The following is a 25,891-nucleotide window of genomic DNA, read 5'->3' on the forward strand; positions in this document are numbered from 1 at the left end:
CGGACGGGTTTGATCATGAGTGATCCTGCACACCCGCCGTAATCCGGCCATCGGGATATAGCACGGCGCATTTCATGCCTTCGGAATTATACGGAAAAGCGATCTGTCCGCCGCGGCCCACAGCAATAATACCGCCATCGCCGCCCAGGCGTTTCACGTCCTTTAACGCCCAACGGCAGGCCTCGTCGGGCGTTTCATGCAGATAGCGGATGCGCGCAGCTGCGGTGCCCGCCGCCAGCGAGCGGATGAAATACTCACCTTGCCCGGTACAGGAGATGGCGACCTCTGTATCGGCCCAGGTTCCCGACCCGATCAGCGGGCAATCGCCGACACGGCCCGGCGTCTTCTTCAATGTGCCGCCCGTCGATGTCGCCGCCGCCAGGCGCCCCTTGTCGTCCAAAGCGACACAGCCCACGGTACCGGTCGCGATAGGGCGGTTATCGGGGACTGCGGCCGGTTTGTAATAGCTTGCCGGGTTGTCCACCTTCTCGAGCCTGTACTTGTCGGCCAGCTTGTTGGCACCCCAGCCCGCCAGCATGACGTGCGGCGTTTCTTCCATTACTTTACGGGCGGCATGGATCGGGGAGACATACCCCTCCATGGCGGCCACTGCCCCGGCTTCCCGGGTTGTGCCGTCCATGATCGCGGCGTCCAGCTCGTAGCGATTATCTGTATTGGGCGACGACCCTTTCCCCGCCACGTAAAGTCCGCTGATTTCCAGTTCGTAGACGATCGATTCTACGACATCGAGCGCCGCTTGACCTTTCTCCAGCATGACTTTGGCTTGCCCGGCCAATTCATGCATGTGCGCGACCTCTGGATCGTATGACCGGTTTGCCAGAACACCGGCGCCGCCATGCAACACCATCGCAATCGGGTTATCGGCCATGCTTGCAATCCTGATCAGTTAAATGGTCTCTCTGCTCTATCACCGCATTGAAGATCAGGAAAACCGTTGAACACCGTTCACTTCGCTTGTCCGGCGCGCTATGTCGGCTGCAGCACAAGTTCGACCAACGGGGAGTTTCATGAAAATCACCAATGATACAGCCGCAATAGTCACGGGTGGCGCGTCAGGTCTCGGCGAAGGCACGGCCCGCCGGCTGGCCGCCGAAGGCGCAAAGGTTGCTCTGTTTGACCTGAATGCCGAGCGTGGAGAGGCGGTTGCTGCCGAGATCGGTGGCGTCTTCTGTCAAGTCAATGTCGCCGATGTGGCCAGCGTTGAGGCTGGCTTCGCCAAGGCGCGAGACGCTCATGGTCAGGAACGCATCCTGATCAATTGCGCCGGCATTGGTTGGGCGGAAAAAACAGCCCGCCGGTCTTCCAAAGGCGACATTGTCCGCCACCAGCTCGACAAGTTCGCTCTTGTGGTGAACATCAACCTCATTGGATCGTTCAACTGTGCGGCGATTGCTGCAGAAGGCATGCTTCACGGTGATCCGGATGATGGCGGCGAACGTGGCATTATCGTCAATACAGCGTCAGTTGCCGCACAGGATGGCCAGATCGGCCAGGTTGCCTATTCCGCCTCGAAGGGCGGTATTTACGGCATGACCCTGCCCATGGCGCGCGATTTGGCACGCGAGGGTGTCCGGGTGAACACTATCCTCCCGGGCTTCTTTGAAACCCCGATCTATCAGCAAATGCCACCGGAAGTGAAAACCAATCTGGCCTCGCATCTTCAATTCCCGCAACGCTTCGGCACGCCGGAAGAATACGCCGATCTGGTCGCCTTCATGGTCATGAACGGTTATATCAATGCCGAGTGTGTTCGGCTGGACGCGGGCGCCCGTATGCCGCCGAAATAATTGGCAAGCTATTTTCATTGGAAAGGCCGTGCCTGTCGGGTGCGGCCTTTTTTCGTTCAGCGCTTTGCGAGCCGGATTCCGGAAAACTGCCATTGCGCGTTTGCCGGGAAGAAGTTCCGGTAGGTCGGACGGATATGGTCGCGGCCTGTCGCGCAGGATCCGCCCCGGAGCACTTGCTGGCCTGACATGAATTTTCCGTTGTATTCGCCAACGGCACCGTCCGGCGCGCGATACCCCGGATAGGCTTCATAGCCGCTGGACGACCATTCCCAGACCCCGCCGATGACGGCTTCCGGCTTTCCGGTTCCGATCAAGCGTCCGGGATGATAGCGCTCATTGGCCCCGAGCAACTGGCCCTCTGCCGGATGGTGGATCGCAAGCTGCTCCAGCTCGGGCTCGGTTGGCAGGCGCCCGCCCGCCCATTCGGCGAAGGCAGCAGCTTCATAGGCGCTGATATGGCAAACCGGATGGCCCGGTTGCAAGGGCGCCAGTCCATGCAATGTATACTCCTGCCAACCGGTTTGCGTTTTCCGCCAGTATAGCGGGTGCTGGACGTCATTCTCTTTCAACCAGGCCCAGCCATCCGACAGCCAGAGCCTGAAATTCTGATAGCCCCCATCGTCCAGAAACTGCAGATACTCGGCGTTGGAAACCGGGCGAGCGGAAATTTCAAACGCGTCCAGCCAACGCCGGTGACGCGGCAATTCATTGTCAAAGACGAACCCGTCCGGGCTCGCCCCCATTTCGATCAGCGATTCGCCGAAAGTCAAATATGCCAATTCACCGCCGGCATCCGGTGCTGATTCGATTTTCCCGAACGGCGCATGGGGATCGGGCGCTTGCGACAGGACGTGCTTGATATCGGTCAGCAGCAATTCCTGATGCTGGCGTTCATGGTGACATCCCAGCTCCACCAGCGGAGCAATGAGCGCCCAGTCTGACCCGCTTGCCGTGTCGATCAGCGTGCCAATCGCATTTTCGACATGGTGCCGGTAATTCAGAATTTCCGCATGCAGAGGGCGCGATAACAGACCTCTGTCCGATCGCGACCATTGCGCACCGACCTGCTCGTAATAAGAATTGAAAAGATAACCGAACCGCGGGTCAAACTCTTGATAATTATCAAGATACGGTTTTGCGATGAAGGTTTCGAAAAACCAGGTCACATGTGCCAGATGCCATTTGGTCGGGCTGACGTCCGGCATGGTCTGGATTTGCATGTCTTCCGGTGCAAGACCGTCGGTAAGCGAAAGCGTTTGGGCGCGAACGCCATTGAATCGTGCCCGGCAGGTTGCACGGTCGTCCATATGGGGGCGGTAGGCCAGTGCCGGATGGGCCATGAAGAGCAAACTCCCGTTTGGATGTAAGTCTATCAGACCCGACTCCGGTGGCCAGCCGCCAGCCCTTGACGAATAAAACTAACATGTTTGTAATGTTTCTGCCGTCTGGGGAGGGGGCAAACATGAAAGCATTTATCGGTGCGGGGTTCGCTGCCCTCGTCATCACTCTGGCGGCTGTGTGCCCGGATCACGTCCGCGAGCAGGCGCAAGCAGCTGCGGATTTGCCAGAAGATGTTCATCATGAGTTTTCGCGGCAGTTCGAGTATGCGACTGCGATCATGTCCGGCGACCATGAAAGACCGGACCTGGACGAGCGTCCAACACCCTGACGGCAAAAGTCAGGTTGGCGCAGCCAGTGCCCGCTCGCCCGAATGGGCAGGCGGGCTTTTTGGCGGACGCTAATCCTCAAACGGGTCCGAAAAACGCGGATCAGTCAGAAAATCATTGTCGGTCAGCGTGTGCAGGAAGGCCTCCAGCGCGGCCGCTTCTTCCGAAGTGAGATTCAATCGTAGCGGTTGGCCGCGGCCAGCGCGAAGACGTGGGTCCAAATTGGGGCTGCCGATGACACCCGAATTGTAATGCTCGATAACCTCAGCCAGCGTTGAGAATCGGCCATCATGCATGAAATGCGTACGCACGCCGATATTGCGCAATGAAGGGGCCTTGAATTCACCCAATCCGTTTCCGGGATCGGCGTCCGGATCATTGCCCGCATTCAACCCGATATTGTGAACATCATCGCTGATATGGGCGAGCGTGCCGTGACACGCGGCGCATCCCAGATCGTTGATCTGCGATCCGGGCACCGGCATGAAAAGCTGAAGCCCCAGATATTGTTCGTCTGTCAGCTCGGCCTGAAACGCCCCTGACCCGACGGGTCCTGCCGCCAGCGCCTGATCAAAGGGGGAATTAAAGCTGACCATGGATCGCATGAATTGCGCCATCGCCCGGGCCATTCTGTCCGTTGTGATCTCCGGGTCTCCGAAGGCGTCCGTGAACAGGTCGCCATAAAAACCTTCCGCAGCTATGCGCGATACGGCCTGTTCGAGCGTCAGGCCCATTTCAACCGGGCTGACGATCGGTGCAAGCGTCTGGTCTTCCAGCGTTTCCGCCCGCTCGTCCCAGAAAAAATGTCCATTGGCATAGTAGCGCGCATTGGTCAGCCCCGGTGAATGGCGGGTTGTAAACTCACCGTCAAATCCGCGCGAAAGCGCTAATGTATCGGAAAACCCTACAGACTGGATGTGACAGGTGGCGCACGACACAGTGTTATTGAGTGACAACCGACGGTCATAGAACAGCACCCGGCCAAGAGCGGCGCCAGGATTCGTGATATGATTATCAATCGGCGTATTGTCGGCACCCGCAACAGGCCCATTCCGGTAATAGTTCGGCAGATCAACATCTGCATCGGCATAGAGAAACGGAATGGCCGGCAAGACAGGCTCGCTCATCAGGGTGCGAACCGCCACCGAGGTCGAGCCCCGCAATTCACCCGATTGTTCGAAAACGACAGAGATCCGGTTATTCGCCGGATCAAACGCGACCGGCAATCCATCGAGAACAAAGATTGCAAAACTCGCCGTGCCATTCGCGTCGATGGAGAAGTCAACGCTGGCCGCCGCCGGGGCAAGGCAGGCCCCCGTCGTTGGGTTGGTCTCGCAAATCCGGGGCGTAACAGATAGCCCAATATCACTGAGCACAGGCCGTGCTGTCAGGGTGGCGCCTGCTCCGACATTGCTGATCGCTACGACAAAGGCGCCATTTTGTTGCCGGTCGGTGGTTTCCACAACACCTGGCAGACTATTGAGGCCGACGTCCGACCCGGTATTGGCAATGGCGATAATATCCGGACCGGCCGTGTTGGAGGCACTGAGCCAGAACGAGTTGACGCCTGCTGTTACCGGTGCCGGGTTCCGATTGTCGCACAGGAAAGAAAGCGGAAGATCACCACCGTTATAGGGAGCGGTGGGCGTAAAGCCGAAGACAAAGCTCTGCGCCGTCCCAGCGGCAATATCGACCGGTGTGTTGGGCGTGCCGGACAGAGAATTGTCTGGGTTCGTTGTCTGGTAGGTGAAAGCACCTGCGGGTGCTTCACCGCCTAGCGCGATGCGGCAATTTTCAGCCTCGCTGCCGATACTATTGATAAGGGTAGCAAACGCCGTTGCCGTGTCGCCAACTTCGATCGCACGGCTTCCGGGCAAGACGGCCGCAACCAGACCCGACTGGGCTTCTGCAACCGGAACGGAAAAAAGGGATGCGGCCGTCAGGGCCGCTGTCGGAAGAAATTTCATACGCGCCTGTCCTCGCTTTTGTTGTCCAAAAGCGCCGTCCCCAACCAATTAACGGACGAAAGTTTATATTCCGTCGCCATCGAGCAGCTACGGGCTGCTTTAAAACCGAGTGTATTCTATAAATCTATGATAAATACATGATAATGATACCACTCATATCAAATAAGCATAATAGTTATAATTGAGTATATTAACAGTCGACATAAATAATAACTAAATATTCATGGCCTTTATTATATGATAAGTTTGTATCGGGTGGGCTTGAAACGTCCGCGCCTGGCCTTATTTATATCCGCTCTACTCTCATTTTTAGCCATGCATCGGTTTTTTTGACCCGAATGCGAAAGGAGTTTTTGTGAATCGATTCAAGCGTCGCCCCAAAACCATTCTTGGCCGTATCGCGGCCGTAACCGCGCCCGAGTTCAGCGCCGAGGGAATGGCCGAGGCCACCCAACCGCTGGAGCACAAAGGCTTCGCCATTGCTGTCGTCTCCAGCAAGGCGGGTATGCTTACCGGGAGGACCGAGAAGGGTCAGGATGTTAATCTGGTGCCCGCATCCACGGTCGGCGATATGGAGTTCGGCGATTATTGCGCGTTAATTCTTCCAGGCAGCTCGCATCGGATTGAAGACAGCGCCAGAGCCGCGCTTGATAAATTCGTTGCGGAAGGCAAGCCGGTCATTGCGGTCGCTGAGGATGTCAACCTGCTTGCTGAATCGCTTGAGACGAATGACATCTCGGGAGCCTCTGCTGTTCTGGTGATCAATGGCCGGGTGTTCGCTGCTACATCCGGCGAGACGGCCGGAGAGGCAATAGAAGTGTTCGCAGAGGCGCTGGCCGCCTGAACGCTCACCAGAAAAGAAAAATAATGATCAGCGCCCGGCATTTTAGCCGGGCGTTTTGTTTCCATCCGGGAAACAGAGATTTTCACGCCGTTGTGAAGATCCACCCGATGACGCAGCACGTATCTATCCCCATATCGCGCTTGAACGAATGAGGGAGTGCCCCCATGTACCGCGCAGCAGCATTGGGATTGGCCGTGACGTTTCTGATAGGCGTCGTGCTGGTTTGGGCCAGCAGCGGAAGATCCGGACTTTACATAGTTTAGGAGCCAAAAAAGCGCTTCTGACGAAAAACAGGCCTCTTTTGTGCGTCCCCCCAGCCTGCCTTGGAGGCCTGCAGGCACCGCCGGGCACTCCCCTGTCCCCGCCCGGCGGTGCCGAATCTTCTGACATTAATCGGCAACGCAACGCCATTACGGCTTGATTAACCCTTCCGATTGCATGACTAACGGTTAAGCGCTGGGTGACCTGGCGGCTCGGCCGCCTGGACGGTTGGCGCATCCTTTTGTGCGCAAGAAGAGCCGTTCCATGACCGCTGTTGTCGCCACCGCGCAAGCCTACACTTCCGGAACCTTCACCAAAGCTGCGAACAAGGTTTGGGAGGCCCGATTCGGGGCCCGGCCAGACGATGCGGCGCAAACCTTCTTGAAAGAGATTCTCGGCGATGCGCTGGCAGAAGATCTGGAAGGAATTTCCGCCGAACGCCTTGCCGAACAGGCGGCAGAATTCTGGGCCTGGGCTTCCGGCATTAAATCCGGCGATGTCAGCGTCAGGACCCGGTCTTCGGAATCAGGTGACGCCAAGTCGATTGACAGGGACATCATAGAAGTCGTCGGCCCCGACCGGCCCTTCCTGGTGGATTCTGTGATGGGGGAGATTGGCGCCCAGGGACTGGACGTGTTGGCCATGTTCCATCCAATTGTCGCGCTGGAACAGCCGGGGGAACCGGTACTGACCGAAATGGGCGGCCGCTGGCCCGTCAGCTTGATCCAGGTACATGTCGAAGCGCTGGATGATTTGACACGGGATGCGCTTGCCAACGCTGTTCGTGGCGCCCTCGATGATGTCAGTGTCGCCACCGACGACTTTAAAAGCATGCGGGCTGCCATGAATATGGCGATTGCCCACGTTGAAGATGCCAACACCACAGCGGGCCCTGAAGAGAAAGCTGAAGCGCTCGAATTCCTGCGTTGGCTGCGCGATGATCACTTCGCCTTTCTCGGTAGCCGCGTCTATCAATTCGACGTCGATCCGGACGGCAAGATGCTCAACCATGAACCCACGGTTCAACCGAACTCCGGCCTCGGCATTTTGAGGGATCCGGATCGGCAGGTTCTTCGGAAAGGAAATGAACCGGCTCTACTGACCCCAGCGATTGAATCTTTCCTCAATGAACCCACGCCGATCATCGTTGCTAAAGCGAATATTCAGTCGCGCGTACATCGCCGCGTTTACATGGATTATATCGGCGTCAAACGCTATCGGGCGGATGGTGCGGTTGTCGGCGAGGCGCGTTTCGTCGGCCTGTTCACCGCTGAGGCCTATCACCGCATGGCGCGGGAGGTGCCGCTCATCCGGCGCAAGGTCCGCAGGGTGATCGAACGCGCCGGGAAGATTCCCGGAACCCACTCAGAAAAAAAGCTCCGCAGCATTGTCGAGACTTTCCCCCGCGATGAGCTATTCCAGACCGAGGAAGATGATCTCCTGCAGATCAGCCTGGGCATCCTGCACCTTCAGGATCGTCCGCGAACCAAGCTTCTGGTCCGGCGTGACCGGTTTGACCGGTTTGTTTCCTGCCTGCTTTTCGTACCGCGCGACCGGTATAATTCCCGTATTCGCGAGCAGGCCGGAGAGATGATCCGTGAGGCCTTCGATGGGCGGATGTCGGCTTTTTATCCGCATTTTGGAGACGGGCCGCTCGCCCGCGTTCACTACATTATCGGGCTTAATCCTAACGACCATCCAGAGCCCGACCTTCAGGAACTGGAGCGCCGGATCATTTTCCTGGCGCGAACCTGGGAAGATGAATTCGTTGCTGAAGGCCGCCGCTCCTTGCCGGTCAATGTCCGCTATCGTCTCAACGCTTACGATGATGCGTTCTCTGCCGGTTATCGCGAGCAATTTCCGCCCTCCGAAGGTATTGCGGACATGCAGCGCATCGAAGCGCTGGATGACGATGTTCTCGCTGGCGCGCGCCTGTATCGCGCAGAAGGCGATGTGGGCCCCGTTCTGCGGCTCAAAATCTATCGCTGTCACGAACCCACGCCATTGTCGGACATCATGCCGATGCTGGAGAATATGGGCCTCGACGTAATTCAGGAGTCCGCATTTGAGGTTCAGCGCAAGTCCGACAACGGGTCTGAAGTCGTTGTCCACATCCATGATTTCGAAATGCACGCGGAATCATTGGCGGACCGGGAGCTGAGCGAGTTTCGCGGCGCTTTTGAAGAAGCGCTGCTCGCGATCATGGACAATCGCGCCGAGAATGACGGCTTCAACAAGCTTATCCTGAAACTGGGCGTCAGCTGGCGTGAAGCGGCCGTGTTGCGGGCGTTGTCCCGCTATCGTCAGCAAACCGGGCTCGACCCGTCCCAGGCCATCCAGGAAGAGGCGCTTGCAGACAACCCGGAAATCACGCGCAACCTGCTCGACCTGTTTGATCTCCGGTTCAATCCGAAAGGCGACCAGGACATGGAAGCCCGGAAAGAAGCGTCGGCCAATCTGGCAAGAGCCACCCGCACCCTTCTGGAGAGCGTTGCGAGTATCGATCATGACCGCGTTCTGCGGCGCTTGCTCCGTCTGCTCGAGGCGATACTTCGCACCAATTACTTTCAAACCGGCGACAATGATCTGCCGAAAGCCCATATTTCGTTCAAGATTGCCAGCGGCAAGCTCGAGCACCTGCCCCTGCCCAAACCGTATCGCGAAATATTTGTCTGGGGCCCGAATGTTGAAGGCATACATCTGCGCTTCGGTCCGGTCGCCCGGGGCGGGCTGCGCTGGTCGGACCGGCGGGATGATTTCCGGACCGAAGTGCTTGGCTTGGTCAAGGCCCAGCAGGTCAAGAATGCGGTGATCGTGCCTGTTGGCTCAAAAGGCGGTTTCTATCCCAAACAACTGCCGCGTTCAGGCTCTCGAGATGAATGGTTGGCCGAAGGTCAAAACGCCTATCGCACCTTCATTCGCGGTCTGCTCGATATTACCGACAATATTGAAGACGACCGCGTCGTCGGCCCGGAAAATGTTGTGAGCTGGGATGATGAAGACCCCTATCTGGTGGTCGCCGCCGATAAGGGTACGGCTACGTTTTCGGATATCGCCAATAGCGTTGCCACCGATGAGTATGATTTCTGGCTTGGCGATGCTTTCGCATCGGGCGGTTCGGCTGGCTATGATCACAAGAAAATGGGAATTACAGCGCGGGGCGCCTGGGAATCGGTCAAGCGTCACTTTCGTGAGCTTGGCAAGGATATCCAGAACGAGCCCTTCACTGTGGCGGGCGTGGGAGACATGTCCGGCGATGTTTTCGGCAATGGCATGTTGCTATCACGCAAGACAAAGCTGGTTGCCGCCTTCGATCATCGGGACATATTCATTGATCCGGATCCAGTGGATTGCGAGGCGGCTTGGGAGGAACGCAAGCGCCTGTTCGACCTGCCTCGGTCCAGCTGGCAGGACTATGATAAGTCCCTCATTTCCAAGGGCGGCGGTGTCTTCTCCCGTTCAGAAAAATCCATCAAGCTTTCTAAAGAAGTACGTAAAGTACTGAACATTGAAGAGGCTGCGCTGTCACCTCAGGAACTGATGACGGCAATCCTGAAAGCGCCGGTCGAGCTGCTTTGGTTTGGTGGTATCGGCACCTATGTGAAGGCCGCCAGTGAGCAGCAATGGCAAGTCGGCGACAAAGCCAATGATGCTATCCGGATCAACGCGGCAGACGTAGGTGCTAAAGTCATCGGTGAGGGTGCCAATCTTGGCTTTACACAATCGGCACGGATCGAGTTCGATCGTGCTGGTGGCAGAGTGAATGCGGACTTTGTCGACAATTCAGCTGGCGTCGACACGTCGGACCATGAGGTCAATATCAAGATCCTCCTGAGCCCGATGCTGCGCGCTGAAGAAATGACACGTGCAGATCGCGACAAACTACTGGGTGGCATGACCGATGACGTCGCTGATCACGTCCTGAAGCACAATTATGACCAAACGCTGGCGCTCACCCTGGCCGAGCACGATGCGTCTGCCGATGTAGATGCGCATGAACGGTTTATGGTTGCGTTAGAACGCAAAGGCCGGCTGGACCGTGCTGTTGAAAATTTGCCTTCGGGCGACGCCATGCGCGCCATCAAGGAGCAGGGCCTTGCTCTGACGCGTCCGGAACTCGCTGTCCTCATTTCCTATGCGAAAATCACAACCTTCGACAGCCTGGTTGCCTCGAACGTACCGGATGACCCGCATTTTGAAGCGACGCTGAAGAGCTATTTCCCGGATGATCTTGCCAAATTCGAAGACCGGATGGCTGGCCACCGGCTACGCCGCGAGATTATTGCGACCATTCTCGCAAATGACATGATCAATCTTGGGGGTCCGACTTTTGTACACCGGGCGATTGAATCGACCGGCGCTGAAGCCCAACAGATTGCCCGCGCGTTTGAGGCAGGGCGGCGTATCTTCCGATTTTCCGAGCTGACTGATCGCATCAACAAGCTCGATAACCGGGCCCCGGCTGGCGTCCAGATCACCCTGCACCGGGAGATCATCCGGCTCTTGAGGCGCCAGACCTATTGGCTGGCGCGGCGTGCCCGGGCGCAGGAGGCAGGAACGGCGACGCCGATCCGCGAATTGATCGATGCCTACCGCCCCGGAGTGGACCGGCTTAGGGAAAACGCAATCGACTTCATCTCTACGCATGAGCGGGAACATGTGGAGCGCCGTACGGCCGCCTATGTTGAGGCCGGTGCTCCAAAGGATTTGGCCGCCGAAATCGCCGTTCTGCGCCCGCTGACATCCTCTTCGGATGTTGTTGATCTTGCGCTGCGGGAAGATTGGCCGCTGGAATCTGCGGGCTATGCATACCACGCTGCTGGCGCGCGCTTCTCGGTTGACAAGCTGCGCGGTCTGGGCTCGGAGGTCTCGTCGGATTTGCACTGGGATCGCCTGGCCGTCCGGCGCTTGATCGAAGACCTCTACGCCAGCCAGCAGACCATAGCCGCGTCCATGATGCGGTTCGCCAAATCAGCCGGTGGAACCCTTCAGGCGGGTGTGGAATCACCCGGCCGGGAGTGGGCGGACGATTTGCTGGGTGCGTGGTGTGTACAGAATGATGTCGAAGCCGGCCGGTTTGACGGCGCGCTGGAGGAGTTATCCTCGTCTGGTGGCTGGACCTTGTCCAAGCTGGCCATCGCGTCCACACAGCTACGCGAACTGGCTCAATCTGCAGAGCCTTGATTTTCAAGCAGGTGCCGCGTCAGAAAATCACGGAATGCGGCATAGGCCAACTCGGCCCGCTCGGGATCGAACATCAGCGTTGAGGTGGGGTGGTGATCCGGCTCATCAAAGGCGTGTGTTGCATTCTCGATGAAGCGCCATTTCACATCCGCGCCCCATTCAATCTGCCTGTTGAAGACGTCCACGGAATCGGTTTCGCTACAAATCGTATCGCCATGCACAAGCAGACTTTCCACCGGCACATCGTTACCCCAGGGCATACGGCGCGATCGGGCCGGAAACCCGTTATAGGGATACATGGCGAATATCGCTTTCACGCCTTCAAGACCGTGCTTGGGCAAGGCGGTGAGTGAAGCCGGGGGACGGCCGGCCTTTTCCAGCGCAAGCGCTTCAAGCGCGGTCCATGCTCCATGGCTCCAGCCCGCAAGTGCGATGCGGCTCGCGTCCGCTCGGGGGTCCTGCCGTATCATTTCCAGCAGTGCATGCAGGTCGCCCGTCCGCTCATGTGCCCGTAGCTTGGCCCCGGTGCAAACCGTTTCCAGCGCCTCTTCATAACCAATGTCCCGCATTGCGTTGGAATCCGGCACCAACGCGAGAACGCCCAAGTCTGCAGCAATCCGCCCATAGGTCGCCATATTCGGCCTGACACCGCCGCACCCATGCAACAGAACTACTACAGGGAAAGGCCCGGTGCCTTTCGGTTCGTAGGCTGTCGTGAAGGGTCTGATCGCGTCCATCATCTCCGCCAACGGCTTATGCGGAACCGGGGTCAGCAATCCACGCCGATAAAGACGAAACAGCACGAAACCGCCAGTGGCGATCGCAATCAAAAGCGCGAATAAGGAAAACCAGCCCATCCTGCCTTGATGGGCGAGGAATGAGCTGCGGTAAAGTCAGCCTTGCGTCTCTTGCAGAATTTCGATCAATCGGGACTGTAATCGCCCTGCGGCATCGGCATCATAGGACATGCGCGGATCAAGGACGGGAGTGTCGGGATCGTCAAAAGCATGCGTCAGGCCCTCCCAAACTTCATCGTGGAAGACCGCACCGGCGTTTCTTGCATTCGCCGCGAGGCGTTGACAAGCGCCGACAGGGGCGACCCGGTCCCGCCCGGACAGGATCATGACAACGGCCGGCAAGCCCGGCCCGATCCGCCCCGAAGCTCGAGACGGGAAGCTGCAATAGGGATAGATCGGTACGATGGTCTGAACCCCGTCAAAAGACAGAGCTCCGTCGGTCAGGGCCACCGGTCGCGTCTCTTCGCTGACGAATCGCATCGCTTCCAGCAGCGTCCAACCACCATGACTCCATCCCGCCAAAACCAATCGGTCCGGGTCGATGCCATCTGTCTGGCGGGCAATCTCCAGGGCTGCAAAGACATCCGCAGACCGTTCCTGCCCGAGCAATCGCAGCGCAGCGCAAACTTGCGTCATTGCGGCAAACCGGCCAATGCCACGAGGTTCAAAAGAATCGACGATAATAACCGCATAGCCGGCACTGGTGATCAACTCGGCATAGGAGGTGTGCATGGGGCGCTCTCCGCCGCACCCATGAAACAAGAGTATTGCCGGAACGGGACCATCCGCGTCAGAGGGCAAATGGATCGCTATTCCCGGCTGGATCAGCGCGATCTGCTCTTCAAGGGAGCGCTGTGGCACAAAAGCGTGGGTCAGATTCTGCGCCGCCGCCGCGCCATAAAGCAGCAACCCCGTTACCAGGGCGATCCCCAGGCGAAAGAGCCAGCGCCGCATAGCTTAATGCCTGAAATGCCGCATGCCAGTGAAAACCATGGCGATGCCAGCTTCATTTGCCGCTGCAATAACATCCTCATCCCGCACGGACCCACCCGGCTGGATGACACTGGTCGCTCCGGCTTCGATGGCCGCCAACAAACCGTCAGCGAAGGGAAAGAAGGCGTCTGATGCGCAAGCGGCCCCGTGCGTAGCCGGTTCGTCCCATCCGTTTTCCTGTGCGGTTTCCCGGGCTTTGCGAGCGGCCAAACGAGCCGCCTCTACGCGGCTTGTCTGACCCATGCCAATTCCTGCTGTCATGCCATTCTTGGCATAGACAATCGCATTGGATTTTACATGCTTGCAGACCGTCCAGGCAAACAGGAGGTCACGTATCTGGTCTTCGCTTGCAGAATTTTCCGTTACGGCCTTCAAGTCTTCTGCGCGGGTTCTTCCCTTGTCCCGTTCCTGAACGAGTAGCCCGCCCGAAACGGTTTTGGCGGTCCAGTTATTCTGCGACGGATCGGGCATGGCGCCGGTCAGCATCACGCGAAGATTTTGCTTCTGGGAAAGAATATCGAGCGCCGCTTCATCTGCGTCCGGCGCAATAATGACCTCAAGAAATAGATTGGTGAGCTGGTCAGCCGTTTCAGCGTCGATCGGCCGGTTAAATGCGACTATCCCGCCAAAGGCGGAAACCGGATCGGCCATGAGAGCCCGGTCCCAGGCATCAGCAATCGATTTCCCGAGAGCGACGCCGCAGGGATTGGCGTGTTTGACGATGACGCAGACCGGCTCGTCGGCAAACTCTGCTGCCAGCTCAAAGGCCGCATCAGCATCCGCCAGATTGTTGTAGGACAGCGCCTTGCCCTGAACGACCCTCGCGGTGGCAACGCCCGGTCGCGCTTCGCTCGTTGAATAAAAAGCTGCCGATTGATGCGGGTTCTCGCCATAGCGCAAGGTGGACAGCCTGTGTCCGCCAAAGGCTCTGAATCCCGGCGCGGAGTCGCCGATTTCGTTCGCAAACCAGCTGGACACGGCGGCGTCATAGGCCGCGGTACGTGCATAGGCCTTGGCCGCCAAAGTCTTGCGCAGGTCTAGCGGCGTAGAGCCGCCGTTTTCATCCATCACGTCCAGAACGGCGTCTGCATCAACATTATCAACGCAAACCGCCACAAAAGGGTGATTCTTGGCCGCCGCGCGCAACATGGCCGGCCCGCCAATGTCGATATTTTCGATGCAGGTATCAAAATCTTCGCCAGCCGAGACCGTGGATTCGAACGGGTAGAGATTGACGAAAAGCAAGTCGATTTCAGGAATGTCATGCGTGCGCATGGAGGCCCGGTCATTGTCGAGATTGCGCCGGCCCAGCAATCCGCCATGAACGCGTGGATGCAGCGTTTTCAGCCGTCCATCCATCATTTCCGGAAACCCGGTCATTTCGGCCACATCCTGCGCCGGAATACCAGCGGCTTTCAACGCCCTCAGCGTGCCGCCTGTTGAAAGGATTTCCACGCCATGCGCAATCAGCCGGCGCGCTCGTTCCTCAAGACCGGATTTGTCAGAAAGCGAAATCAGTGCTCTGCGGATCAGCATCAGATCGGTTTGGCTCATTATGTCAGCTCATTGCTCGTCCGGCGTCGCTTATCATGAGGATTTGCATAGGCAAAGACGTGAACGCTCACGTCCCGCCTACGCGCCCCAGCCGCTGAAAAGCCCAGCGGATCCGGTTAGGCGGGCGCTCCCCCGCCCCGAACGGCTCCGCATCGCCCTGGATGACGATTTGCGAAGTGCGCTTCGGGCTCTCTCCGACTGCCAGATAGACGGATGGTTCGATCCGCACCGGGCCACCATCCGACCGGAAACGCCACCCGTCTCCATTGGCCAGGACGAGCAGAGCGCTCATTCCATCTCGCGCCAGCGAGGCCCGGATCGAGGGGTGTAGATGGAACCGGATCGCAAATCGCCAGCGCCGGTCAACATCATCCGGTGGACCATAATCTACAGGACGGAACAGGCCATCTTCGCCACGCAGATCTCCTCCATCTGCGGCCAGAAAGAGGCGCCGGCGATGGTGAAGACCGAACTGGCCGGCATAACCATCATGGCCAGCCTCGACCCATGTGCCGATATCTTCTTCATTCCGCCGGGCAAAAACGTGTTCCGCAATTTCCTCGAAACGGGAACCAAGGAGACGCCGCTTCCAGCCTTCCGCCAGAAGTCGCGCCGAAGAGGTTTCTTCAATCGTCAGGGTCGAATGTGCGGCGGTCGCCCGCACAGCTTCGCGCCAGTTATCGGGCTGTTTGTCGGTCCAGCCGCAATTGACGACAAGCCTTTGACCGCCTGCCGACATCTCCATCGCCAGAGCGCTGGCGTGGGCGCTGGAACTGGCCGCGGGTTTGCCGACATCCATGACGATAACAGCTCCGCCAGCTTCGATGCGCTGATAGCCGCTGTTTGGCGCAAAGCCGAAGGACTTCGTTCCGGTATCGCGTGCGCCCAGCAGGTGATCGATGGCACGTATGTCGCCCTCGCCCCCGCCATGGAACTCAACCAGGCCCCCATCGCCAAGACGGAAAAATCGCAAAATCGGTGTGATCCGGTCGATGGCACGGGAGATGACATCCGGTGTGTCTCGATTGTGATGCGCCTCGGCAATGTCGATCAGGATCAACAAGCCCAGAATTTCTGATGCGGCAGAGGGCGTCCGGCTGTAATGTCCGCCATCGGTCCAAACCTGGCGGGGAAGCGTCCGTTGTAGAATGGCAAGTCCGGCGTCGCGCAATTTCGAGTCATCAAAGAGCGCGCCGCTGAGCATCAAAGCCGTGCCGCAACGGATTTCATCCAGTCCAGGTCGGGCATGCCGGGCGGAAGACTTCAGGTGGCGCGCCTGTTGCAGAAAGGCAGATTGGCGGTTCAGATCGGCTCGGAAAAGGCCGGGGGCCAACGCCCAGTTTATCAGGCGCTTTGCCGCAAGCTCGGGGGCCCAGGCAAAACTGCTCCATTTGCTAAAGCTTGCCCACCATGAATCCACCAGCTGTCCGGCTCGCGCCTCGGCCGATTCATCGCGGCAAGCCAGAAGATCACGTAGCCAGTCAAAACCATGAAGGGTTTCTGCGAAGCGAAGCGAAGGCGCAGGTTCTGGAAACGGGTTTTCGGATTCCAGCAACTGCCCGGCGAAAAGATAGCGGCCATCCAGTATGCTGGCACCTTTTGCGGCATCGGCCGACCGGAAGTCTTTCAGCGGGTGTTCGAATCCGGTTTCGGGGACAGTCCCGGCCGACAGGAGCCGGGCTCGGCCTAGCGAGTTGAGCGTATCGAAAACCTCACGCCGCGCAATCCGGCCGGCAGCGGTCATATAATCTGCAAGGCGAACCGCCTTTGGCATGTTCAGAGCCCGCGCAGGGCGCGGATATTTCCGGCATAGGATTCGGGTCCGCCCCTAAATACCGCGGTTCCGGCGACCAGCGCTGAGGCTCCGGCGGAGATACATTGCTTGGCGGTCTTCTCACTCACGCCGCCATCAACCTCAAGGATTACATCCAGGCCACGCTGGAGGATTGTCTCTGCCAGCCTTTCTATTTTGCGAAGCTGGGAAGAAATAAAGCTCTGTCCGCCAAATCCCGGATTTACACTCATAACCAGAACCAGATCGAGTTCCTCAAGAACATAGTCGATCGCGCTTTCCGGCGTGTATGGATTGAGCGCCGCCCCGGCTTTGCAGCCTGTGGCTTTAATCGCCTGAACTGTGCGGTGAAAATGTGGTCCTGCTTCGGGGTGGGCCGTTATGATATCCGCCCCCGCTTGGGCAAAGCCTTCGATATAGGCGTCCACTGGTGTCACCATTAAATGGCAATCAAATGTTTTTTCGGAGTGCGGACGGAGATTCTTCACCACGCCCGGACCAATCGTCAGATTTGGGACGAAATGACCATCCATGACATCGACATGAATCCAGTCGGCGCCGGCAGCATCAATCGCCCGGACTTCTTCTCCCAAACGGGAAAAATCCGCAGAAAGAATCGAAGGCGCGATGATCACCGGTTTAGCCATGAAACCCGCTTAACAGCGCCTTCCGCAGCGTGCAAGCGCAGGGTTAACCGTGGCTGGATTTCCGCAGTCGAGCAATAAAAAATCCGTCAATTCCGCCGCGATCGGCCCACAGGGCGGGTGTCAGTCGAACAGTCCCATCCGGGCGCAACGCCGCTTCAAGGGCGGGCAGCTCTTCCGGCAGCACTGGATCAAGGGTCAGGTCTTCGTGTTGCGGCAGGTTTCGCGCCAGCCAGCCTTCGCCCTCTTCTGGCTGAAGCGAACATGTGCAGATTACCAGCCTGCCGCCCGGATTTAACAGTCGAACCGCATTGGCGAACAACGCGTCCTGAATCGGCATCAGGGATTGTACATCCTCTGTAGCCTTCATCCAGGCGGCATCCGGCCGCCGCCGCAGCGTGCCCGTCGCCGAACAGGGCGCATCCAGCAAGATGGCATCAAAGCTGGCGTCTTCTCCCCATTCGCGTCCATCAGCGGCGGCAAGCTTGGCAGCGAGTCCGGTGCGTGCCAAATTCGCCTCAACCCGGCGAAGGCGCTTGGGCGAAGCGTCAAGCGCTGTTACTCGCGCGCCGCTTGCTGCCAGCTGCATGGTCTTTCCTCCGGGAGCAGCGCAGAGGTCCAACACTTCCATTCCCGTTGCCGCGCTCAGCAGTTTTGCAGGCAAGGCTGCACCGGCATCCTGTGCCCACCAGCCTCCATCCGCGAAGCCTGGCAAAGCTGTGATGTCCCCGATGCTGTCTTTGCGAAGCGTCCCCGTAGGCAAAACTTTTGCGCCAAGGGTTGCGGCCCAGCTTTCCTTTTCATCTGCTGACTGCACGCTCAAATCCAGGGGCGGGCTTGCAGCAAAGGCCGTCGCGATTTGCTCGGTTATGGCGGTGCCGTAAGCCTCGATCCAGCTTTCCCGAAGCCAGAGCGGAAGATTGAGCGACAGCGGCGTGTTCGCGGCGATATCTGTCCCTTCGCGGGTGACACGCCGCAAGATCGCATTGATCATGGCCGCATAACGGACGGTTGCGGTATCTGCCTTAGCAAGGTCGACGGCAGCCGACACCGCTGCATGCGGTTTCACCTCGAGAAACAGGAGCTGGGCCACACCGGTTTCGAGGATCAGACGGGCATCCAGCGCACTATCCGGGAGATCATGCTTCAGGAAGGTTGACAGGACGGCATCAATCTGGCCCCTGCGGCGCAGCGTTGTGGCGGCGAGGAGTCTCGAAAAGGCACGATCGCGCGGCTCCATACCGGCAAAGCCCGGAGACTGTGCCAGGGCGGTATCCAGAGCGGTGCGGCTTTTCAGGACAAAATTCAGCGCGCGAATGGCTGCGCGACGGGCAGGAAGACCAGATGACATGCGCGCGCCCTAGCATAGCAGTCACGTCCGCGCTATCTCCCTTTCCATGAGCAAAAAGAACAGATCTCCAAAGGGCGCTGCGCCCGGAAAACCTTTATCCGATGCGGCTCGGCGTGCGCTTGAAGAAGCAGCGGCCCGGCGCGAGGCTGCCGCGAAAACCCAGGCTGATGCCGCCAAAGAAATAAACGGGCCGAAGGGTCCGGAGCCCACACGCTATGGGGATTGGGAGCGTAAAGGCGTGATCTCGGACTTTTAGGCGTTCGCCCGCCAAGTGAATCTGCTATCAACTGGCACGGCTTTGGCATTAGCGTTTCGTTAATGAACAAGCTCTTTGCCATATCGCTCACAGTTTTGTTGGCCAGCCCTGCGCTGGGGCAAGGCTATGACCAGTTGCTTGGCGGCCGGAATCTTCCAACTGACGCGCAGATTCGGTTTGCCGAATGCCCACCCGGTACAAGCCGCCAGACACCCGAACCAGGAGCCGACCCGATTTGTGTCGTCGACGGTTCAGAGGCATTTCATGGCTCCGGCAGCAGCCAGTATTCTGGCAGCTATTCAGGCGGGTCTGTGATTCAGCGGCGCAGCGCCAGCGGTGTGGAATTCACCGTAGGTAATCGCTATTCAAACGTCCCGGACGCCCATTTCGTCAATACGGGTGGGTCATACCGAGGATCATATTCTGGCGGATCGGTGTCGCATCCAACCACCTATTCAACAGGCGGCGGCGGTGAAATTACGCATGGTGAGACGGGCCGCAGAGTGCCTGGACACCCTTGCGTCATCCTTGACCCGGTGCCGACCGAGGCTGAATGGAACGCTAGAGGCGGGCCGTGCCGATTGGTCGATATTCCACACCGGCCACCGCACTATGAGCCTCCGCGATACCAACCGCCTCATTATCAACCGCCCCGGCATGATCCGCCACCGCGTTATGTTGAATATGAGGATCGCTCCTATCGCCGGGAGACTGAATACACGCGCACGCGCTATGCGCGCGAATGGTACGGTCAGGATGGCCGCTATTGGCGGGAAGGTGGCAGCTATTCCGGTGGCGGTTATCATGATGGCTGCAGTTGCGGGCACGGGCATTACCATCATCAGGGATGTGGACACGACCGGCGCTATGCCAGTTATGACGGCGTGATCTTTCCCGGTGTTGGCGGGCGTTCGCCCATCATTTTCTCTGGCGGCGGCGGAGGGGGCACCATCATCGTTGGCGGCGGACGCGGCGGCGGATTTGGGGGCGGCTTCGGCGGTGGCGGCGGGGGCGGCAATGCCAACTCGTCTTCATCAGCAACTGCAACAGCGACCAGCAACGTCAACTTCAACAGCAATGTAAACGTCAATACCGGCGTCAACTTCAACTTCCGCGGGGGCGGTGGTGGAGGCCGTGGCGGGGGTGGTCACGGTGGCGGAGGTCATGGCGGAGGCGGTCATTACGGTGGCGGTGGCCACGGTTATGGAGGCGGCGGCTATGGCGGAGGCGGCTATGGCGGCAATCGTGGAGGTGCCGGTTACGGTGGCGGAGGCTATCGCGGCGGGGGGTACTAGGCCGAGGCCATTTCTTCCAGAATAGCCACAGCGGCTTTCTCAGGGTCTTCAGCGGCGTTGACCGGCCGGCCCACGACCAGATGCGTGGCCCCATCCCGCAAAGCATCTGCCGGTGTGGCAACCCGTTTTTGATCCCCGGCATCAGACCCGGCCGGGCGGATGCCGGGCGTGACGATCAGAAAGCCTTGCCCAAACCGCTCGCGGATTTCCCGCGCTTCCAGCGCGCTGGCCACGATGCCATCCATGCCGCATTCCAGCGCCTGATCGACGCGGCGCAGAACCAGGTCGCGCGCACCATAGGCATAGCCCATTTCCGCCAGCATTTCATCATCATAGGATGTCAAAACTGTCACGCCGAGCAGCTTCAGGTCCGGATCATCGCCGCGCCCGGCAACCGCGGCTTTCATGACCGGCGGTTCGGCGTGAACGGTCAGCATGTCGCCGCCTTGGCTGACGATGGAACGGGTCGCTTTTTCAACCGTGGCTGGAATGTCGTGCAGTTTGAAATCCAGGAAGACTTTTCGCCCCTGTTGACGCAAGGCCCCGCTCAGCGTCATGCCACTAACCGGCAAAAGTTGAAGGCCGATTTTATAAAAAGACACCGCATCACCGCAGTTGGAGGTGACCGTCTCGGCCAGCTCGATATTCGGATAATCCAGCGCGACAATCAGCTGATCCCGCACGCGATCGATCTCAGCGTTCATTCTGCAGCAGCTTTATTGGCCTGGGCCTGCTTCATGGCGCGTTTGGACTGGCGGGAGATCAGCCAGTCTCCCGCCGGATCGGGCAAAACCCGCATCAAGCCGACCAGGAATTTATACCAGGCCCCGGGCACGCAAACCGCCTTGTTGCGCTCCACGGCGTCATAGGCCGAGAGGGCGACGTCTTCGGCGGTCAGCATCCAGTAGTCCGGCAATTGCGAGATGGATTGACGAGCGCCGTTCACATCGTGGAATTCCGACCAGGTATAGCCGGGGCAAACGGCGGTGGCGTGCACATTCTTGCCGGTCATTTCCGCTTTTAAGGATTGCGAAACCTTGATCAAAAGGCCTTTCGCGCCGGGATAAATCGTCCCGGAAAACCGTGTGTGGCCGGTCGCAATTGGCAGAAGCGCGGAGACAGATGATACATTGATAATGCGGCCAAAACGGCGTTCTTCCATGCCCGGCAAAACAAGGTGGATCAGCTTGAGATAGCTGGTGACCATGAGTTCCAGGAAACGCGCCTGATCGTCCCATTCCGTTTCAGTGAAATAGCCAGGCTGGCCGGCCCCAGCATTATTGACCAAGCCGTCGATTTGCCGTCCGGCTTTTTCGATTTCAGAGACAATGCGCTCGGGCTCGCCGGGTTTGGAAAGGTCGGCGGGGATAATCAGACTGTCGACGCCGTTTTGCGCCTTCATTTCTTCGGCCAAGGCTATCAGCCGGTCTTCGCGGCGGGCGGCCAGCGCCAGATCCCAGCCCTTTTGGGCGAGCTGGCGGGCCATGGCCTCGCCAATGCCGGAGGAGGCGCCAGTTATAAGAACAAGTTTGCGGGCCATTTTGGCTCCTTTGGTGGGGAGAGTGTGGATAAACTCTCCTACGATTTTTAATTTCGTCTCCTACTACTACGACTACGATTGGACATTCAATCGCGCCCGCAGAGGGCCAGTATAGGCGCAACCCCGTCAGCGCGGACAAGCAATCAGCAATGAAGCGGACTCAAGCTTGAAGGTTCCTCGCCGGATGTCCCCGCCCGCCCTACTCACACGCCTGAGCGATCAGGGCCTCTGCCGCATCGGCAATGGCGTCCAGCGCTTGCGGGGCCATGGCGTGAGGCGCAGTGGCATATTCCTGTATCAGGCCGGTTTCCGCTTCCTGGAAGAGGTGGTTGAGCCCGTCCAGCACGGTGATTTCGGTGGGTTGACCGCCGCGCGCCTCTAACAGGCGTTCTGATTGCGGTCCGGCCAGAACCTGTAGGTCTAGCCCGCCGAAAAAGGCATGCACCGGCCCGTCATAGGCGGCCATTTGCTGTCGCGAATCCAGATCCAGGGAGGCAATCGAATAAGGCTGACCCCAGATCGCGGCCTGTTGTTCGGCGGCCTGACGTGGGAAGCCGCGCGCGGTCAGCGCTTCGATCAGGGCGGCGGCGTAATCTTCGACGCTCTCGTCGCGCATCACCTCAAACATGGCGGTTTGCAGGGCGCGGTTCTGATCGACGGCGGCCTGCCCGGCCCCGGAGGCCATAAACAACGCTTCTGATTGATCATAGAGTGTTTCGGCCATGGTCATATGCATGCCGGCCAGTGGGATGAGGAACGACGGGTTGGCTTCCTCGGCGGCGAGGAAGGCGATCAACCCGCCCTCCGAATGACCCAGAATCCCGGTGCAGCTGGCCAGAACCCCGCCTGCTTCCCGCAAGGCGGCGAGGGCCGCGGTGGCATCCGAGGCCAGATCGAAAGGAGAGGCGGGCGCGACGGTATCCGAGCCGCCCACACCGCGATCATCAAGGCGCAGCGTGGCAATCCCGCGCGCCGCCAGGGCATCTGCCAGCACCGCAAAAACCGGCTGGCCCATCACCGTGGCATCCCGGTCTTGCGGTCCGGATCCGTTGAGCATCAGGATGGCCGGGGCCGGCCCTTCCGTATCCGGCAATTGCAGCGTGCCGGCCAGCTGGACATCTCCTGACAATACCAGAAAATCATCATTCGGCGGCAATTCCGCGCTTCCCTCGCGCGTGCCCCGCGTCAAGGTAAGCGGCAACGTGCCGCCGCCTTGCGAAAACGTGCCTGCCAGTGTGTCAGGGGTTGTCAAATCCAGTCCTAGTGCGGCTCCCACGGCGGCAATCGTGCCGGCAAACCCGGCCTCATCGCGCTGGGTCACCTCAATCGGCAGGCGCGCCCCGCCCTGATCCACACTGATCAACACCGCGTCTTCTCCCCGCACTTCCAGCGTCAGGGTCAGTTGCGGTCCGCCCGTATCCAGCACGCCCGTCCAATCGCCTTCATAGCGATCCAAAACGGCCTCTTGCGATACCTCTGTCATCTCAACAGATGTAGTTTCGCCGGCCCCGCCACAGGCAGACGCAAGCAAACAAAACGGAGCCAGAAACAGGGCGGCATGGCGCATGGAGCTCTCCATAATTAGCAATTTTGCTAATTAGCCTTGACGCTAAATAAGGTCCGTGTCAATCAGTTTCCATGAGCGATGTGTTCAAGGCGCTGGCCCATCCGGTGCGGCGTCAGGTGCTGAAGAAATTGCGGGACGGTCCGATGACGGCCGGCGACCTGGCGGATGCCTTTCCGGTGTCCAAACCCACCATGTCCGGTCATTTCACCGCGCTGAAAGAGGCCGGGCTGATCCTGGCGGAACGTCATGGCACCACAATCCGCTACCGGCTGAATGCCGGCGCCGCCGAAGAAGCTATCGCCTTGTTAATGAGCCTGATGGGCAAGAAGGAGTTAGAGTAAATGATCCGCCTTGGTCTTGCGATCTCATTCGTCTGTTTCCTGATCACCGTCACCTTCTCGGCGATCGGGTGGTATTCCGTTCCAGAGGGACAACTGGTTGTTACGCAGGTTGGACCAAACGGCCAGCCGACAAACTATGGCTCGAAAGCCGAAGCCTTTCTCTTCCTCCCCGCCATTCTTGCGGGCATCACTTTCTTACTATCCATTGCGCCAGCCATAGACCCTCGCGGGCAGAATATTCGCCGCTCACGCTCGCTTTACATGGCCGCCTGGGTCATTGGTATGGTGGCCATCATGGCCGGACAAGGCATGGTGACCTGGTTGGCCCTGGGCAATGACATTCCCGAAGCTGCTTTCTCACGTGGGCTTTCGTTGTTTCTGCCCGTTCTGATGATAGTGCTGGGCCTGTTTATCGCCAAGGCGCGCCCGAATTTCTTTGCAGGCTTCCGTACGCCCTGGACCCTGTCCTCTGATCTCAGCTGGGATAAAACCCATCGCTGGGCCAGCCGGTTGTTTCTGATCGTGGGCTTGTCAGGTCTGATCGCGGCTTTTCTGGTACCCGGCCAGATAATGATGATTGCCATGTTCGCTGCGCTGATGACGGTCACGCTGGGCCTCGTGATCTATTCTTGGTGGGTCTGGAAAAATGATCCGGCGCGCGAAACGCTGACTCCTGAGGATGCCGACACGGACTGAACTGACAGCGCGCTTGCGCCTTTAGGCGCAACGGCTAACGTCCGCCGCAACTGAAGTGCGGGAGGCGCATCATGGCGCGCGAGATCAATCGGGTCGTGCTGGCCTATTCTGGCGGACTGGACACATCCATTGCGGTCAAATGGCTGCAGGAAGCCTATGACGCCGAAGTGGTCACCTTCACCGCCGATCTCGGCCAGGGTGAGGAGATCGAACCGGCGCGGGAAAAAGCGCTCGCGGCGGGTGTGAAACCCGAACACGTCTTCATCGAAGATCTGCGCGAGGAATTTGCCCGCGACTACATCTATCCCATGGTCCGGGCCAATGCGATCTATGAAGGGCTGTACCTGCTCGGAACGTCTATTGCCCGGCCTTTGATTTCTAAACGCCTGGTCGAGATCGCCCACGAAACCGGTGCCGATGCCGTGGCCCATGGAGCGACCGGCAAGGGCAATGATCAGGTCCGGTTCGAGCTGGCCTTCGCCGCGCTCGATCCGTCCCTCCATGTCATCGCGCCCTGGCGGGAATGGGACCTAACCTCCCGGACCAAGCTGATCGCCTATGCCGAAAGCCGGGGTCTGGACATTCCCAAGGACAAGCGGGGCGAAGCGCCGTTTTCGGTGGATGCCAATCTCTGGCACACCTCGTCCGAGGGCAAAAACCTGGAAGACCCGTCCGCGGAAGCCTTCGAGGACACGTTCCAGCGCACGCTGGCGCCGCAACTGGCCCCGGACGAGGCCGAATACCTCGTCATTACATTCGAAAAAGGCGATGCGGTCGCGATCAATGGCGAGGCGATGTCGCCCGCCGCCCTGATCGAGAAGCTGAACCAGATCGGTCATGGTCATGGCATTGGCCGGTTGGATCTGGTCGAGAACCGCTTTGTCGGCATGAAATCGCGCGGCATTTATGAAACGCCGGGCGGGGCGATCCTGATGGCGGCCCATCGCGGCATTGAACAGGTCACGCTGGATCGCGGGGCGATGCATCTGAAAGATGAGCTGATGCCGAAATACGCCAAAATCCTCTATGAAGGATTCTGGTTCTCGCCTGAGCGCGAAATGCTTCAGGCGGCGATTGATCTTTCCCAGAAATATGTCTCCGGCGATGTGCGCCTGCGCCTCTTTAAAGGTTCGGTCAATGTGGTGGGCCGCCATTCACCCGCGTCACTTTACAGCCTTGAGCACGTCACATTTGAAGAAGACGATGTCTATGATCAAAAAGACGCGCAGGGCTTTATCCGGTTAAATGCACTGCGTTTACAGCTGATGGCGGCGCGCAAGAAACGCTTGGGCGAAAACGATTAGACCTCACGGCAATGTCAATCGTCTTAGTAG

General features: G+C 58.8%; 21 protein-coding genes. 9 read left to right on the forward strand and 12 right to left on the reverse strand.

The genetic code is table 11. The features are described 5' to 3' along the window. Window positions 1–13 precede the first annotated feature (13 nt). Window positions 14–889, reverse strand: coding sequence for an isoaspartyl peptidase/L-asparaginase family protein (locus tag ACO079_RS10050; RefSeq protein WP_421789672.1), 876 nt, complete (start codon window positions 887–889; stop codon window positions 14–16). 139 nt (window positions 890–1,028) lie between these two features. Between ACO079_RS10050 and ACO079_RS10055 the strand changes: the two genes are divergently transcribed. Beyond that, a complete protein-coding gene (locus ACO079_RS10055; protein ID WP_421789674.1) occupies window positions 1,029–1,808 on the forward strand; it encodes an SDR family NAD(P)-dependent oxidoreductase in 780 nt (259 codons plus the stop codon). A 56-nt stretch (window positions 1,809–1,864) separates the two neighbouring features. Here the strand turns inward: ACO079_RS10055 and egtB are convergent, their stop codons facing one another. After that, window positions 1,865–3,148, reverse strand: a complete 1,284-nt coding sequence (gene egtB / locus ACO079_RS10060; protein WP_421789676.1) for an ergothioneine biosynthesis protein EgtB — start codon at window positions 3,146–3,148, stop codon at window positions 1,865–1,867. Window positions 3,149–3,270: 122 nt separating this feature from the next. Between egtB and ACO079_RS10065 the strand changes: the two genes are divergently transcribed. Next, window positions 3,271–3,477 carry a hypothetical protein gene (locus ACO079_RS10065; RefSeq protein ID WP_421789678.1) on the forward strand — a complete coding sequence of 69 codons (207 nt, stop codon included), beginning with the start codon at window positions 3,271–3,273 and terminating at the stop codon, window positions 3,475–3,477. Between the two features lie 69 nt (window positions 3,478–3,546). Here the strand turns inward: ACO079_RS10065 and ACO079_RS10070 are convergent, their stop codons facing one another. Further along, window positions 3,547–5,442, reverse strand: a complete 1,896-nt coding sequence (locus ACO079_RS10070; RefSeq protein WP_421789680.1) for a cytochrome-c peroxidase — start codon at window positions 5,440–5,442, stop codon at window positions 3,547–3,549. A 355-nt stretch (window positions 5,443–5,797) separates the two neighbouring features. On the opposite strand from ACO079_RS10070, the gene ACO079_RS10075 reads away from it, so the two are divergent. Beyond that, window positions 5,798–6,286: a DJ-1/PfpI family protein gene (locus tag ACO079_RS10075; protein WP_421789682.1), complete on the forward strand. Its 489-nt coding sequence runs from the start codon at window positions 5,798–5,800 to the stop codon at window positions 6,284–6,286. Between the two features lie 525 nt (window positions 6,287–6,811). Further along, window positions 6,812–11,731: an NAD-glutamate dehydrogenase gene (locus ACO079_RS10080; RefSeq protein WP_421789683.1), complete on the forward strand. Its 4,920-nt coding sequence runs from the start codon at window positions 6,812–6,814 to the stop codon at window positions 11,729–11,731. On the opposite strand, the gene ACO079_RS10085 is transcribed toward ACO079_RS10080, so the two are convergent. The 6 genes from ACO079_RS10085 to ACO079_RS10110 form a co-directional block, all read right to left on the reverse strand. After that, the gene (locus tag ACO079_RS10085; RefSeq protein ID WP_421789685.1) at window positions 11,713–12,588 is read right to left on the reverse strand and encodes a dienelactone hydrolase family protein; all 876 of its coding nucleotides are present in this window, start codon (window positions 12,586–12,588) and stop codon (window positions 11,713–11,715) included. The genes ACO079_RS10080 and ACO079_RS10085 overlap by 19 nt on opposite strands. A 36-nt stretch (window positions 12,589–12,624) precedes the next feature. Then, on the reverse strand, window positions 12,625–13,482 hold the full coding sequence (locus ACO079_RS10090) for a dienelactone hydrolase family protein (protein ID WP_421789687.1): 858 nt from the start codon (window positions 13,480–13,482) through the stop codon (window positions 12,625–12,627). 3 nt (window positions 13,483–13,485) lie between these two features. After that, entirely contained in the window at window positions 13,486–15,075 is a 1,590-nt protein-coding gene (gene purH, locus ACO079_RS10095) for a bifunctional phosphoribosylaminoimidazolecarboxamide formyltransferase/IMP cyclohydrolase (RefSeq protein ID WP_421789689.1), read from the reverse strand. Between the two features lie 67 nt (window positions 15,076–15,142). After that, window positions 15,143–16,819, reverse strand: coding sequence for a heparinase II/III family protein (locus ACO079_RS10100; RefSeq protein ID WP_421789691.1), 1,677 nt, complete (start codon window positions 16,817–16,819; stop codon window positions 15,143–15,145). A gap of 32 nt (window positions 16,820–16,851) precedes the next feature. Next, a complete protein-coding gene (rpe, locus tag ACO079_RS10105) occupies window positions 16,852–17,514 on the reverse strand; it encodes a ribulose-phosphate 3-epimerase (protein ID WP_421789693.1) in 663 nt (220 codons plus the stop codon). A 43-nt stretch (window positions 17,515–17,557) separates the two neighbouring features. Next, window positions 17,558–18,862, reverse strand: coding sequence for an RsmB/NOP family class I SAM-dependent RNA methyltransferase (locus tag ACO079_RS10110; protein WP_421789694.1), 1,305 nt, complete (start codon window positions 18,860–18,862; stop codon window positions 17,558–17,560). Window positions 18,863–18,908: 46 nt separating this feature from the next. Here ACO079_RS10110 and ACO079_RS10115 point away from each other — a divergent pair, with 46 nt between their 5' ends. Then, window positions 18,909–19,118 carry a DUF1674 domain-containing protein gene (locus ACO079_RS10115; RefSeq protein WP_421789696.1) on the forward strand — a complete coding sequence of 70 codons (210 nt, stop codon included), beginning with the start codon at window positions 18,909–18,911 and terminating at the stop codon, window positions 19,116–19,118. A gap of 62 nt (window positions 19,119–19,180) precedes the next feature. Then, on the forward strand, window positions 19,181–20,413 hold the full coding sequence (locus ACO079_RS10120; RefSeq protein ID WP_421789698.1) for a hypothetical protein: 1,233 nt from the start codon (window positions 19,181–19,183) through the stop codon (window positions 20,411–20,413). Here the strand turns inward: ACO079_RS10120 and pyrF are convergent. The 3 genes from pyrF to ACO079_RS10135 all read right to left on the reverse strand — a co-directional run bounded on the left by pyrF (window position 20,410) and on the right by ACO079_RS10135 (window position 23,520). Continuing rightward, entirely contained in the window at window positions 20,410–21,117 is a 708-nt protein-coding gene (pyrF, locus tag ACO079_RS10125; RefSeq protein ID WP_421789700.1) for an orotidine-5'-phosphate decarboxylase, read from the reverse strand. The two genes, ACO079_RS10120 and pyrF, sit on opposite strands and share 4 nt — an antisense overlap. Then, on the reverse strand, window positions 21,114–21,953 hold the full coding sequence (locus ACO079_RS10130; RefSeq protein WP_421789702.1) for an SDR family NAD(P)-dependent oxidoreductase: 840 nt from the start codon (window positions 21,951–21,953) through the stop codon (window positions 21,114–21,116). Before ACO079_RS10130 ends, pyrF begins: the two co-directional genes overlap by 4 nt. A 199-nt stretch (window positions 21,954–22,152) precedes the next feature. Beyond that, on the reverse strand, window positions 22,153–23,520 hold the full coding sequence (locus ACO079_RS10135) for a serine aminopeptidase domain-containing protein (RefSeq protein WP_421789704.1): 1,368 nt from the start codon (window positions 23,518–23,520) through the stop codon (window positions 22,153–22,155). Between the two features lie 71 nt (window positions 23,521–23,591). On the opposite strand from ACO079_RS10135, the gene ACO079_RS10140 reads away from it, so the two are divergent. The 3 genes from ACO079_RS10140 (at window position 23,592) to ACO079_RS10150 (ending at window position 25,861) form a co-directional block, all read left to right on the forward strand. Beyond that, window positions 23,592–23,861 (forward strand): metalloregulator ArsR/SmtB family transcription factor, encoded by a 270-nt coding sequence (locus ACO079_RS10140; protein WP_421789706.1) that lies wholly within the window; start codon window positions 23,592–23,594, stop codon window positions 23,859–23,861. Then, the gene (locus tag ACO079_RS10145) at window positions 23,862–24,557 is read left to right on the forward strand and encodes an SdpI family protein (RefSeq protein WP_421789707.1); all 696 of its coding nucleotides are present in this window, start codon (window positions 23,862–23,864) and stop codon (window positions 24,555–24,557) included. Window positions 24,558–24,628: 71 nt separating this feature from the next. Next, on the forward strand, window positions 24,629–25,861 hold the full coding sequence (locus ACO079_RS10150; RefSeq protein WP_421789709.1) for an argininosuccinate synthase: 1,233 nt from the start codon (window positions 24,629–24,631) through the stop codon (window positions 25,859–25,861). Window positions 25,862–25,891: the final 30 nt, after the last annotated feature.

Source organism: Hyphobacterium sp., from assembly GCF_965228115.1.
In the GTDB taxonomy this organism is placed as follows: Bacteria; Pseudomonadota; Alphaproteobacteria; order Caulobacterales; family Maricaulaceae; genus Hyphobacterium.